Source organism: Achromobacter sp. CF-sbj1-Ac2-l (genome assembly GCF_052698165.1).
In genome coordinates, this window is sequence record NZ_CP199855.1 from 1618580 (window position 1) to 1631305 (window position 12726).

The following is a 12726-nucleotide window of genomic DNA, read 5'->3' on the forward strand; positions in this document are numbered from 1 at the left end:
GGGACATGACCTATCAAGACATCCAATTCGAACTGGCCGACGGCATCGCCCGCCTGACGCTGAACCGTCCGGACAAGCTCAACAGCTTCACCGCCAACATGCACGCTGAAGTGGCGGATGCGCTGACCCGCGTCGAGACCGAGGGCGCGCGCGTGCTGGTGCTTACCGGCGCCGGCCGCGGCTTCTGCGCCGGCCAGGACCTGAGCGAGCGCAAACCCGCGCCCGACGGCACGCCGCCCGACCTGGGCGAGACCGTCGACAAGTTCTACGCGCCGCTGGTGCGGCGCCTGAACGCGCTGCCGATGCCGGTGGTGGTCGGGGTCAATGGCGTGGCGGCGGGGGCGGGCGCCAACCTGGCCTTCGCCGGCGACATCGTCATCGCCAAGGAATCGGCCAACTTCATCCAGTCGTTCTGCAAGCTAGGTCTGATCCCAGACACGGGTGGCACCTTCGTGCTGCCGCGCCTGGTCGGCCGTGCCCGCGCCATGGGGCTGGCGATGCTGGGCGACAAGCTCAGCGCGCGCCAGGCCGAGGCCTGGGGCCTGATCTGGCAATGCGTGGCCGACGACGCGTTCGACACGACCCTGGAAAACCTGGCGCAACATTTCTCGCGCGCGCCGACCAAGGGCCTGGCCTTCACCAAGCGCGCCTTGCAGGCCAGCCTGGGCAATGACCTGGCGACCCAGTTGGACCTGGAGCGCGACATGATGCGCGAACTGGGCCGCAGCGCCGACTACGCCGAAGGCGTGGCCGCGTTCCTGGGCAAGCGTGAACCGCAGTTCAAGGGGCAATGATGAGCAGCACGCACGTTCCGCCCGTGGAGGCGCCGACCGATCCGCAGGAACTGGCGCAGGCCGTGGGCACGGTGATGTATGCCGGCGACGCGGCCTCGCAAGGCCTGGACATGAAGGTCGAGGAAATGGCGCCCGGCTATGCGCGCCTGACCATGCGGGTCCGTCCCGACATGCTCAACGGCCACAAGACCTGCCATGGCGGCTTCATCTTCGCGCTGGCCGACAGCGCCTTCGCCTTTTCCTGCAATTCGCGCAACGTCAGCACCGTGGCGTCGGGCTGCACCATCGATTACCTGGCCCCCGGCTTCGAGGGCGACCTGCTGACCGCGGTGGCGCAGGAGCGCTCGCTGGCCGGGCGCACCGGGGTGTACGACGTGACGGTCACCAACCAGGATGGCCGCAATGTCGCCCTGTTCCGTGGCCGATCCTATCGCATCAAGGGGCAGATCGTCGGCACGCCGGCCGAGGCTTGAACGCGTCAACCAACCAGAGACAAGACCACCGGCCGAGGCGGGCGCGCGGCGCGCCCCCCCGGATCGGAGGATGCATTCCAGGAGAGAGATAACCATGTCCAACACCATGAGCAAGCCGGGGCTGGACCCCATCGAGCATGCCAGCCAGGATGAGCTGCGCGCGCTGCAGCTCGAGCGCCTGAAGTGGTCGCTCAAGCACGCCTACGAGAACGTGCCGCACTACAAGAAGGCGTTCGACGAGATCGGCGTGCATCCGGACGACCTGAAGCAGTTGTCCGACATTTCGAAGTTCCCCTTCACCACCAAGAAGGAACTGCGCGAGAACTATCCGTTCGGCATGTTCGCGGTGCCGCGCGAGCGCATTTCGCGCATCCACGCCTCCAGCGGCACGACCGGCAAGCCGACCGTGGTGGGCTACACCCAGCGCGACCTGGACAACTGGGCCAACCTGGTGGCGCGCTCGATCCGCGCGGCCGGCGGCAAGCCCGGCGACACGGTGCACGTGGCCTACGGCTACGGCCTGTTCACGGGCGGCCTGGGCGCGCATTACGGCGCCGAACGCCTGGGTTGCACCGTCATCCCGATGTCGGGCGGGCAGACCGAAAAGCAGGTGCAACTGATCAACGATTTCCGTCCGGACATCATCATGGTCACGCCCTCCTATTTCTGCAATATTCTGGAGGAGCAGCGCCGCCAGGGGATTGATCCGCGTCAAAGTTCGCTGCGCATCGGCATCTTCGGCGCCGAGCCCTGGACCGGGCAGATGCGCGCCGATATCGAGGCCGAGGCCGGCATCGACGCGGTCGACATCTACGGCCTGTCCGAAGTGATGGGCCCGGGCGTGGCCAGCGAGTGCGTCGAGACCAAGGACGGCCCGGTGGTGTGGGAAGACCACTTCTACGCCGAGATCATCAATCCGGATACGGGTGAGCCCGTGGCGGACGGCGAGCCGGGCGAACTGGTGTTCACCTCGCTCACCAAGGAAGCGATGCCCATCATCCGCTACCGCACCCGCGACCTGACCCGCCTGTTGCCGCCCACCGCGCGCAGCATGCGCCGCATCGGCAAGATCACCGGCCGCAGCGACGACATGCTGATCGTGCGCGGCGTGAACATGTTCCCGACCCAGGTCGAGGAACTGGTGCTCAAGATCGCGCAACTGGCGCCGCATTATCAGTTGGTGCTGTCGCGCACCGGCAACATGGACGAGCTCGAGATCCTGACGGAAGTCCGCGCCGAGTTCTCGACCCTGTCGGACGCTGAGCGCGCCGCGCTGGGCAAGCAACTGCAGCACGCGGTCAAGACGCACATCGGCGTCAGCGCCCGCATCCAGGTGTCGGACGCCGGCCACGTCGAGCGCACGCTGACCGGCAAGGCCCGCCGTGTGATCGACAAGCGTCCCAAGGGCTGAGCGCGCTGCGGGTCCCGCCGCTGGCAACGCGCGCGGCGGCCACATCGCCATGAAAAAAGCAGCCCTCGGGCTGCTTTTTTTCGCGCCGTCGCTGCCCGTCGGGCGCGCCGTCAGGCCTGCCGCGCCACGTCGCGCACGATGTGGCGGTACCAGAAGTGCAGCAGCGTGGCCGACAGCGCCAGACCGACCATAGCCATCAGCCACATGCTGCCCGCCCCCTGCGGCGAGCCGGGCACCAGGATCTCGCGCAGCCCGTCCAGGCCACCGCGCCCCGGTCCGAAACCGAACCACCAGCCGCCGACCAGGCCGACGCCGGCCAGTGCCACCGTCTGCAGCAGCAGCGGCACCACCGCCACCTTGTAGGCGCGCAGCAGGTAGGAGTTGATGCACTGCATGGAGTCGAACAGGTGGAACAGCGGCAGCACCGCCAGCAGCGTGGTCGCCACCGCGGCCACCTGGGAATTATCGGTGTAGGCCGCCAGGATCAGCGGGCGACCTGCCAGTAGTACTACCGCGGTCAGCAGGGCGCCCATCAGCCCCAGCGCCAGGCCCGCCATGCCGGTGCGGTGGGCATGCGCGAGGTTGCCCGCGCCGATCGCCTGCGCCGTCAGTGCGGCGGTGGCCACGCCCAGTGCCATCGGCATCATGTAGCACAGCGCGGCCAGGTTCGACATGATCTGGTGGCCGCCAGTCACGAAAGTGCCCTCGCGCGCCACCAGCAGGGCCATGAACGTGAAGGCCGAGACTTCCACCAGATACGAACCGCCCATGGGGATGCCCAGCCGCAGCAGTTCTTTCAGCGTCTTCCAGTCGGGCCGGCCGACGTGCAGGTGGAAGCGGCGGTAATAGCGGTCGTGGGTGATGACCCACAGGCCCAGCCCCAGGCTCATCCACGAGACCATGGCGGTGGCCAGCCCGGCGCCGGTGGCGCCCATCGCCGGCAGGCCCAGGCTGCCGTAGATGAACAGCCAGTTGAAGAAGGCCTTGAAGCCGATGGCGGTGAGATTGATCGCCATCACCAGCTTGGGCCGCGACACCGAGGTGCCGAGCGCGTAGATGGTGCGGAACACCAGCGCGGCCGGCAGTGCCAGGATCAGCGCGCGCAGGTACGAGGCGATGCGCTCGCGCACCCCGGGATCGACGTTGCCGGACATCGACAGCCAGAAGTTCGGGAACAGCATCAGGATGGCGCCCACCGCTGACAGGCCCAGCGCCAGCCACACGCCCTGGCCCCAACTACGGCCGACTTCGCGATTGTTGCCGGCGCCGAAGTGCTGCGCCAGGATCGGGATGAGGGCGTGGACCACGCCCATCAGGCCCACGAACACGGTGATGTAGATCGACGCGGACAGCGCCATCGCCGCCAGGTCGTTGGCGCTGGCGTGGCCGGTCATGGCGGTATCGAGGACGCCGAACGAGATGCCGGCCCATTGGCTCACCAGGACCGGCCACGCCTGTTTGGCGATGTTGCGCAGGGTGGCGCCGAAACCGGGCGCCGCCGGTTGGGCAGGCGTCATCGGGTGGGGCCGACTCGCAGCAGGCGGAACACTTCCTGGCGATCGGCGCGGCGCCCGCCTTGCCACAGCACGTCGGCGCTGTCGCTGTAGGCGGCGGTGTTGTCGCGCAAGCTCTGGTTGGTGGTCTGCTGCAGCACCAGCGTGCACTTCGAATCGAACGTGAACGTCAGGTTGTTGAAGATCAGGAACGAGGCGCGCTGCCCGCTGCCCAGGCTCAGGCCGCGCACGCATTCGCCCGGCCGGATGTTCTGTTCGATCGCCTGCGCCAGTTCGCCGGATACCGTGCGGTAGCTGCGGGCGTAGTCGACCGCCGGCTGCCACAGCAGCACCAGCAGGATCCAGGTGACGGTCAGGCCGCCGGCCGATAGCACGGTGCCGCGCCACAGCGCCTGGGGCTTGACCCGCAGGCGCCAGACCACCAGCGCGATCCAGCCGATGGTGAAGGCCACGCCCAGGGCGAAGGCGGTCCAGGAAATGACGGGTTCGTAGCCGGTGGTCTGGCGGCCGATGTTCCGGGCGATCTGCGCCGGCCAGTGAAAGTGCAGGGCGATCCAGCCGAGCCACGCGGTGGCGGCGGTCAGCGAAAAACACATCACGGCGAACCAGTCCAGCGTGTTGACCACGCCGCGCCGCAGGGTCGGCAGCGAGAACGCCCCCAGCACCGCGCAGGGCACGGCCAGCAGCACGTATTCGGAGTCGCTTGCCTCGTCCAGCCCGAACAGCACCAGGGCCGAGCAGATCAGCAGCATCAGCGGCACCCAGATGTGCGGCGCATAGATCCAGGCGCGCCAGCGCCAGATGGCCAGCAGGGCCAGCGGCCAGGTCGGCCACAGGTACCAGGGCAGGTCGCGCAGCGTGCGGCCCACATCGTGCAAGGTGGGCACGGCGAAGGACGCCAGGTTCCAGGTCTTCCAGTTGCGGATCCAGTATTCGCTGCTCTGGCTGGCCGGGATCCACCAGGCCAGGATCAGGACGGCGGCGACCAGCGCGGCCCAGGGCAGCCAGCGCTTGCATTTCCAGAGCGGCCCGCGCGGATAGAACGCGAGCAGGGCGGCGACCATGATCGGCAGGGCGCCGATCCAGCCGCGCGTGAGGAAGCTGGCCGCCAATGCGATGCCCAGCGTGGTCGAGCCGGTGACGGGGCGGTCCACGGTGCGCGCCAGCGAATAGAAGGCCAGCGCCTGGCACGCCATGATGGCGGGCACCACCGTGGTTTCATGGGTGCGCTGCAGGATGCCGACCGTGGCCAGCAACAGCAGCAGGGCGGCGTCGGCCAGCATGCGGCCGTAGTCGCGCGGCTCCGGTTCGCCACCGAAGGGCAGCGCCAGCGGCTGGGCTTCGGCGCGGCGGCCGAGCAGGTAGGTGCCGTACCAGACGCTCATGGCCGTCACGCCAAACCACAGCAAATTGGGCAGGCGACCGGCGGTGATGTCGCCGATGAGGGGGCCGAACAGCCAGATGCTGATCGCGCCGATCCAGGTGATCAGCGGACCTTCCTCGGCATGCGCCAGGTGCCCCACTTGCGGCAGCAGCCAGGTGATCCCGCCTTCGCGGATGGCGGTGATCATCGTCGCCAGCCCGACCGCGTCGTCGGTCTTCCACGGGTCGCGCATGAACAGGCCGGCGACGATATACGCCAGGGCCAGCCCCAGCAGGATCAGCCTGGGCAGTTTCGCGGTGGCCACGGACGTCAGCCGGGCCGGAGTGGAAATGGAAAGTGGGGACACGGGCGTTAATGTAACCGAGAGATCGGGAAGCGCCAGCCCCCGGGTTGCCGACGGGCAGGGTCAGGGGAAAAAAAAGCAGCCCGGAGGCTGCCTTTTTGCTGTGACTCCCGTAGGAGCGACAGGATCAGGAAGCGGACTTGACCGTGCCGGCGGTGCGGGCGAAACGGGCGCGGAACTTTTCCACGCGGCCGGTTTCGACGATACGCGTCTGGGCGCCCGTGTAGAACGGGTGCGATTCGGAGGTCACGTCGCACTTGAAGAGCGGGTACGTCTTGCCATCGAGTTCGATGGTTTCACGCGTCTGGACGGTCGAGCGGGTGATGAACTTGCTGCCCGTTTGCAGGTCGGCGAAGACGACTTCGCGGTATTCGGGGTGAATGCCTTCTTTCATGGTGCTTTCCTAGGACTCCCAAGGGAGTCATGTCAAAAGTTAGGGTCGCCAGCACGAACCGCTTTCAGGCGTTCTTGCCACGTATCCGAAAAGTAACTGTGCATTCTAGCATGGGAATCGCCGGCAGCGGCACGCAATCCGGGCGCTCTGTCAGGGAGCGCCCGGCTTTTCATCTGGGGACGGATGGTATCGCCGATCACAGATCGGTGCGCAGTTTCCAGATTTCCGGGAACAGCACCACTTCCAGCATGCGCCGCAGGTAATCCACGCCAGAAGTGCCGCCGGTGCCGCGCTTGAAGCCGATGACGCGCTCGACCGTGGTGACGTGGCGGAAACGCCACAGGCGGAAGGCGTCTTCCAGGTCGGTCAGCTTTTCGCCCAGTTGGTACAGGTCCCAGTAGCGCTCGGTGTCGCGGTAGACCGTCAGCCAAGCCTGCTCGACGCCTTCCGAGGCCTGGTAGGGCTGGGTCCAGTCGCGCTCCAGGCGGTCGGCGGGGACCGCCACGCCGTGCCGCGCCAGCAGGCGCAGCGATTCGTCATATAGCGACGGCGCTTCATAGGCACGCTGCACCTGCGCCAGCAGGTCGGCGCGGTGCGCATGCGGCTTGAGCATGGCGGCGTTCTTGTTGCCCAGCAGGAATTCGATCTGGCGGTACTGGTAGCTCTGGAAGCCGCTGGAGCGCGCCAGATAGGGGCGCAGGGCGGAGTACTCGGGCGGCGTCATGGTCGCCAGCACGTCCCAGGCGTGGACGAGCTGTTCCATGATCTTGCTGACCCGCGCCAGCATCTTGAATGCCGGTTGCGGACGGTCCGCCGCCAGATTGGCGATGGCGCCGCGCAGCTCGTGCAGCATCAGCTTCATCCAGAGTTCGCTGGTCTGGTGCTGGATGATGAACAGCATTTCGTTGTGCTCGGGCGACAGCGGGTGCTGCGCGCCCAGCAGTTCGTCCAGGTGCAGGTAATCGCCGTAGGTCATGTCGCGCGTGAAATCCAGTTGCGCTTTTTCCTCGTGGACGATGTCTTCGGGGCGTTGGGCTTGGCTCATGCGAGGCCTCCCTGGCAGGGCGGGGCGGCGCGGCGGGCGGACGCGGGCAGGCTGCGCCAGCCGGTGAACGGCAGGCGGGCGCAGGCGAGCGCCATGCGCGGGTGGAGCGGTGTGGTCATGATCTTGCTTCTCGAATGGGGACGGCCGGGCGGGCGGCGTGCAGGTCGCGCCGCGTTGCGCACGGCCGGCCCGTGGCCGGTGTTTCAGCCCAATTCGCGCAGGACGGCGCGCACCGGGCTGGCATCAGCCTGGATCAAAGCCAGCGGCAGTGCGATCAGTTCGTAATCGCCCTGCGGCACATCGTCGAGCACCAGATTCTCCAGTACTCGCATGTCATGCCGCAGGATGGCGTGATGGCTGTCCAGGGTCTTGCTGGATGCGGGGTCGATGCTGGGGGTGTCCAGCCCGATCAGCATGACGCCGCGTTCGGCCAGCCATTCGATGGTCTGGGGCGCGTAAGCCGAGAAGTCGTCCGTCCACCATTCCTGCGCGGCGTGCTTGGCGGTGCGCACCAGGATGCGCGGGGGCAGGTTGTCGGCGGCGTGGAGCAGGTGCTCCGGGGTGATCAGCGGCCCGCAGTCGATGGCGTGGATGACGCGACAGGGGCCAAGAAAGGGTTCGAGCGAGACCGCGCCGATGGCGGCGCCGCTGTTCTGGTAGTGCAGCGGCGCATCGGCGTGCGCGCCGACGTGCGGCGACATCGTGATTTCGCTGACGTTGACGGGACAGCCGGGCTCGAGCGACCACTTCCATTGCTGGCGATACGGGGTATCGCCAGGAAACACGGGCGAGGCCGTGGAGACGGGAGGGGAGATATCCCACAGGCGTTTCATGGAAGGCGCGCGGTCGCGGAAGCGGAAATTAGGTTAAGCCTAAAACAATATCGGGCCGTAGTCTAACGAATTCCCGCCGCACGCGCAGCCCGTCAGAGGCGACCGTGTTCCGCCATCGAGGAGACGTCGTCGCCAGCGACGATCAGGTGGTCGACCAGGGCGATGTCGACCAGCGCCAGCGCCTGCTTGAGGTGGCGCGTGAACGCCAGGTCCGCCGCGCTGGGCTGGGCCAGGCCGGATGGGTGGTTGTGGGCGATGATGAGCGCCGCCGCGTGATGGCGAAGGGCCTCGCGCACCACCTCGCGCGGGTACACCGAGGCTTGGGACAGCGTGCCGCGGGCCAGTTCGCCGCTGGCGATCAGCCGCAACTGGCTGTCCAGGTAGAGCGCGATGCAGTGTTCGACCCGGCGGTGGGCCAGCGTAACTTTGCAATATTGTTTCACTCGCGACGGATGGTCGAGGGTGCTGGCGAGCGTCAGTTCCTCCTCGATGGCGCGCTTGGCCAGTTCCAGGATCGCCGCCAGGGCGCAGGCCTTGGCCGTGCCCAGGCCGGGCACGGTCAGCAGCTCTTCCGGGGTGGCTCCCAGCAGCCCGCGCAGGCCGCGGAAGCGGTCCAGCAACTGGCTGGATAGATCCAGCACGTTCAGCCCGGGCACCCCGGTGCGCAGGGCGATGGCGAGCAGTTCGGTATTTTGTAACGCCGAGGCGCCCAGGCGCAGCAGGCGCTCGCGGGGACGGTCGTGTTTCGACACCCGGACAGACAATTTCATAAGAGGCTCTAAAATCAGGATTCACTTACTGTCTGAATACGGTGGCAGATCTTGAGCATCGCCTCTAACGAAATGAATGTTTTGGTCCGTCCGGACTCCTACCTGACGCTGCACTACCGCATCACCCTGGCTTCGGGGCCGGGCAAGGATTCGGTCTTCACCGATACCTTCGACGGTCGTCCTGCCACGCTGCAGATGGGCAGCGGCCAGTGGGCGCCGGGCCTGGAAACCGCCTTGCTGGGCAAGGCCGAGGGCGACCGCTTCAGCGTCACGCTGGAGCCCGCCGACGCCTATGGCGATCGCAACCCCGAGCTGATCCAGCGCGTCACGCGCAAGATGCTCGCCGAGCACGCGGGCGCCGACGCCACGTTCGAGCCCGGCGACCTGGTCGAGTTCGCGGCGCCCAACGGCGGCCGCTATTCGGGCGTCCTGAAGGAAATCAACGAGGAATCGGCGTTGTTCGATTTCAACCACCCGCTCGCGGGCATCAGCTTGCGGGTCGACGTGGCGCTGCTGGGAGTCCTCTGATGAGCCAGGCTGTCACCGCCGCCGGCGCCGAAGTCCTGCTGGCGCAGCCGCGCGGCTTCTGTGCCGGCGTCGATCGCGCCATCGACATCGTCGAGCGCGCGCTCGAACTGCACGGCGCGCCGATCTACGTGCGCCACGAGATCGTCCACAACCGCTACGTGGTCGAAGACCTGCGCGCCAAGGGCGCCATCTTCATCGACGAACTCGACGATGCCCCCACGGGCGCCATCGTGGTTTTCTCGGCCCACGGCGTGTCCAAGGCGGTGCGGGCCGAAGCCGAGGCGCGCGGGCAGCAGGTGTTCGATGCCACCTGCCCGCTGGTGACCAAGGTGCACATCGAAGTGGCACGCATGCGCGCGGCCGGCCGCGAGATCATCATGATCGGCCACAAGGGCCATCCGGAGGTCGAAGGCACGCTGGGCCAGGCCCAGGGCGGCATGTACCTGGTCGAGACCGTCGAGGACGTGGCCGGCCTGCAGGTCACCGATCCCGAGAACCTGGCGTACGTCACGCAGACCACGCTGTCGGTGGACGACGCCGCGGCCGTGTCCAAGGCGCTCAAGGCGCGCTTTCCCAGCATCGTCGAGCCCAAGAAAAGCGACATCTGCTATGCCACCCAGAATCGCCAGGACGCGGTCAAGGTGCTGGCGCCCGAATGCGACCTGGTGCTGGTGGTGGGCAGCCCCAACAGCTCCAACTCCAACCGCCTGCGCGAAGTGGCGGACCGCAAGGGCGTGGCGTCCTATCTGATCGACGGCGCGCATTCCATCGACCCGGCCTGGCTCGAGGGCCGCAAGCGCATCGGCGTGACCGCCGGCGCGTCGGCGCCCGAGATCCTGGTGCAGCAGGTGATTGCGCGGGTCAAGGAACTGGGCGCCGTGTCGGTGCGCACCATGCCGGGCCTGGAAGAGAACGTGGCCTTCCCGTTGCCCAAGGGCCTGTCGCGCAAGGCCGCGCAGACCGAATCGCTGGAATAGGCGCGACGCCCCTGGCGCGTCGTCCGGAACAAGAATCGAGGAGACTTCATGCAGTTGTACAGCTATTTCCGCAGCTCGGCCGCCTATCGTGTGCGCATCGCGCTGAGCCTGAAGGGTCTGCCGTACGAATACCTGGCTGTGCACCTGCTCAAGGACGGCGGCCAGCAGTTGTCGGCCGACTACCGCCAGGTCAATCCCACCGCCCTCGTGCCCACGCTGGTCGATGGCGACGCCGTCATCGGTCAGTCGCTCGCGATCATCGAGTACCTCGAGGAAACGCATCCGCAGCCCCCGTTGCTGCCGGCGGACGCGATCGGCCGCGCGCGCGTGCGCGACCTTGCGCTGGGCATCGCCTGCGATACCCATCCGCTGAACAACCTGCGGGTGTTGAAGTACCTCAAGCACACGCTGGGCGTGGACGAGGCCGCCAAGACGGCCTGGTATCAACACTGGGTGCGCCAGGGGCTGGAAGCCCTGGAAGCGCAATTGGCCGGCTCGGCCGCCACCGGCGCGTTCTGCCATGGCGACACCCCGACCATCGCCGACCTGTGCCTGGTGCCACAGGTGGCCAACGCCCGCCGTTTCGAATGCGACCTGAGCGCGATGCCCACGGTCGTGCGCATCGACGCCGCCTGCCGTGCCTTGCCGGCCTTCGAGGCCGCCGCGCCGGGCAGGCAGCCCGACGCTGAATGAGCCGCGGGCCGGCCGGGATGTCTTCCCGGCCGGCCCGCCGCATGCCTGTCGATCAGGCTCAGCCCAACTGCACCGGCACGAAGATCTTGTCTTCGCCGCGCTGCACCAGCAGCGCCACCGTCTTGCCAGCCTTGGACAGCGCGTCCTTGACCTGGCCGATGTTGTGCACCGGCACGCCATTGAGCGACAGCAGCACGTCACCCGGCTGGATGCCGGCCTTGGCGGCCGGTCCCGCCGACTGCTCGATCAACAGACCCTGAGCGCCCGCCGCTTCCTGCTCCTGCGGCGAGAGCGGGCGCAACGCCAGGCCGAGCTGCCCCTTCTGCACGTCGCGGCTGTCGCCGGCGGTCTGGGTCCGGTCCTTCGGCACGCCGCCCAGCGTCGCCACGACTTCCTTGGGGGCGCCGTTGCGCCACAGGTCCAGCGTGATCTTCTCGCCCGGCGTGGCCAGCGTGATCAGCGACGCCAGGTCGCCGGACGACACGATGTTGCGGCCGTTGATCTTGCGCACCACGTCGCCCGGCTGCAGGCCGGCCTTCTCGGCCGCGCTGCCTTTCTCGACGCTGGAGACCAGCGCGCCGGACGGCGTATCGAGCTTGAACGAGTTGGCCAGGTCCTGGTTCACCTCCTGCACCGTCACGCCCAGGCGCGCATGCTGCACCTTGCCGTGTTCCAGGATCTGGTCCTTGATCTTGTACGCCACGTCGATCGGGATCGAGAACGACAGGCCCTGGAAACCGCCGGTGCGGCTGTAGATCTGCGAATTGATGCCGACCACTTCGCCGCGGTCATTGAACAGCGGGCCGCCGGAGTTGCCGGGGTTCACGGCCACGTCGGTCTGGATAAATGGCACCGATGTGTCGTCCGGCAGCGAACGTCCCTTGGCGCTGACGATGCCCGCGGTGGCGGTGTTCTCCAGGCCGTAGGGCGAGCCGATGGCCAGCACCCATTCGCCCACCTGCAACTGGTTGACGTCGCCGACCTTCACCACCGGCAGGTTCTTGGCGTCGATCTTGATGACGGCCACGTCGGTCTGCGGATCGGCGCCCAGCACCTTGGCGCGGAATTCGCGGCGGTCGGTGAGCTTGACGGTCACTTCCTTGGCGCCCTGCACGACGTGGGCGTTGGTCAGGATGACGCCGTCGCTGCTGACGATGAAGCCCGAGCCTTCGCCGCGGATCGGCACCTCGCGCGACGGCATGCCGCCGCGCGCGCCGGGGATCTGGCCGAAGAACTGGGCGAACGGGTCGTCGTCGTCATCGGACACTTTGCGGGTGCCGCTGATGCTGATGTTGACGACGGCGGGGCCATAGTCACGCGTGATCTGCGCAAAGTTGGGAGCGCCCATGGGGGCGCCCGGGGTGGAGGCTCCCGGTGCCGCGGTGGCGGCCACGGCGGACGGCGCGCTGGCCGCCATCGAAATGCCGCCGAACGCGGCGGTAGCGCCGGCGCCGCCAATGGCGCCGGCAGCCAGCAGCGCCAGCACCAGGCGCGAGGGGTTCATCTTCGAGGTCTTCATGTCGGCTCCTGCGTCATGTTTGGGGACATGGCGCTATCTTCGGGCCTG

Annotated in this window: 14 protein-coding genes; 6 read left to right on the forward strand and 8 right to left on the reverse strand. The window is 67.6% G+C overall.

All coding sequences use genetic code 11. The features are described from left to right. Positions 1-5 precede the first annotated feature (5 nt). The 3 genes from paaG to paaK all read left to right on the forward strand — a co-directional run bounded on the left by paaG (position 6) and on the right by paaK (position 2678). Entirely contained in the window at positions 6-794 is a 789-nt protein-coding gene (paaG, locus tag ACUDCK_RS07370) for a 2-(1,2-epoxy-1,2-dihydrophenyl)acetyl-CoA isomerase PaaG (protein ID WP_054484665.1), read from the forward strand. After that, positions 794-1267: a hydroxyphenylacetyl-CoA thioesterase PaaI gene (gene paaI, locus ACUDCK_RS07375; protein ID WP_049072392.1), complete on the forward strand. Its 474-nt coding sequence runs from the start codon at positions 794-796 to the stop codon at positions 1265-1267. The genes paaG and paaI overlap by 1 nt, the downstream gene beginning before the upstream one ends. Before the next feature lie 94 nt (positions 1268-1361). After that, positions 1362-2678 (forward strand): phenylacetate--CoA ligase PaaK, encoded by a 1317-nt coding sequence (paaK, locus tag ACUDCK_RS07380; RefSeq protein WP_049072393.1) that lies wholly within the window; start codon positions 1362-1364, stop codon positions 2676-2678. A gap of 110 nt (positions 2679-2788) precedes the next feature. Here paaK and ACUDCK_RS07385 read toward each other — a convergent pair whose 3' ends face one another. The 7 genes from ACUDCK_RS07385 to radC form a co-directional block, all read right to left on the reverse strand. Next, positions 2789-4195: an MATE family efflux transporter gene (locus tag ACUDCK_RS07385; RefSeq protein WP_064526915.1), complete on the reverse strand. Its 1407-nt coding sequence runs from the start codon at positions 4193-4195 to the stop codon at positions 2789-2791. Further along, entirely contained in the window at positions 4192-5922 is a 1731-nt protein-coding gene (locus tag ACUDCK_RS07390) for an ArnT family glycosyltransferase (protein ID WP_064526913.1), read from the reverse strand. Before ACUDCK_RS07390 ends, ACUDCK_RS07385 begins: the two co-directional genes overlap by 4 nt. 124 nt (positions 5923-6046) lie before the next feature. Beyond that, a complete protein-coding gene (locus ACUDCK_RS07395; protein WP_006388310.1) occupies positions 6047-6313 on the reverse strand; it encodes a type B 50S ribosomal protein L31 in 267 nt (88 codons plus the stop codon). Between the two features lie 196 nt (positions 6314-6509). After that, on the reverse strand, positions 6510-7358 hold the full coding sequence (kynA, locus tag ACUDCK_RS07400; RefSeq protein WP_054501427.1) for a tryptophan 2,3-dioxygenase: 849 nt from the start codon (positions 7356-7358) through the stop codon (positions 6510-6512). Then, positions 7355-7477 (reverse strand): hypothetical protein, encoded by a 123-nt coding sequence (locus ACUDCK_RS07405; RefSeq protein WP_258955704.1) that lies wholly within the window; start codon positions 7475-7477, stop codon positions 7355-7357. Before ACUDCK_RS07405 ends, kynA begins: the two co-directional genes overlap by 4 nt. A gap of 84 nt (positions 7478-7561) precedes the next feature. Further along, positions 7562-8191 carry an arylformamidase gene (kynB, locus tag ACUDCK_RS07410; protein ID WP_175167625.1) on the reverse strand — a complete coding sequence of 210 codons (630 nt, stop codon included), beginning with the start codon at positions 8189-8191 and terminating at the stop codon, positions 7562-7564. Positions 8192-8283: 92 nt separating this feature from the next. Continuing rightward, complete coding sequence (radC, locus tag ACUDCK_RS07415) at positions 8284-8961, reverse strand: RadC family protein (protein ID WP_054501425.1); 678 nt, start codon at positions 8959-8961, stop codon at positions 8284-8286. 51 nt (positions 8962-9012) lie between these two features. Here radC and ACUDCK_RS07420 point away from each other — a divergent pair, with 51 nt between their 5' ends. From ACUDCK_RS07420 to maiA, 3 genes are read left to right on the forward strand one after another with little or no spacing between them, the layout of a single operon-like run. Then, on the forward strand, positions 9013-9489 hold the full coding sequence (locus ACUDCK_RS07420; RefSeq protein ID WP_175142229.1) for an FKBP-type peptidyl-prolyl cis-trans isomerase: 477 nt from the start codon (positions 9013-9015) through the stop codon (positions 9487-9489). Next, a complete protein-coding gene (ispH, locus tag ACUDCK_RS07425) occupies positions 9489-10466 on the forward strand; it encodes a 4-hydroxy-3-methylbut-2-enyl diphosphate reductase (RefSeq protein ID WP_054501424.1) in 978 nt (325 codons plus the stop codon). The genes ACUDCK_RS07420 and ispH overlap by 1 nt, the downstream gene beginning before the upstream one ends. A 48-nt stretch (positions 10467-10514) precedes the next feature. Continuing rightward, on the forward strand, positions 10515-11159 hold the full coding sequence (maiA, locus tag ACUDCK_RS07430; protein WP_064526911.1) for a maleylacetoacetate isomerase: 645 nt from the start codon (positions 10515-10517) through the stop codon (positions 11157-11159). 58 nt (positions 11160-11217) lie between these two features. Here the strand turns inward: maiA and ACUDCK_RS07435 are convergent, their stop codons facing one another. Then, positions 11218-12678 (reverse strand): DegQ family serine endoprotease, encoded by a 1461-nt coding sequence (locus ACUDCK_RS07435; protein ID WP_116792302.1) that lies wholly within the window; start codon positions 12676-12678, stop codon positions 11218-11220. Positions 12679-12726: the final 48 nt, after the last annotated feature.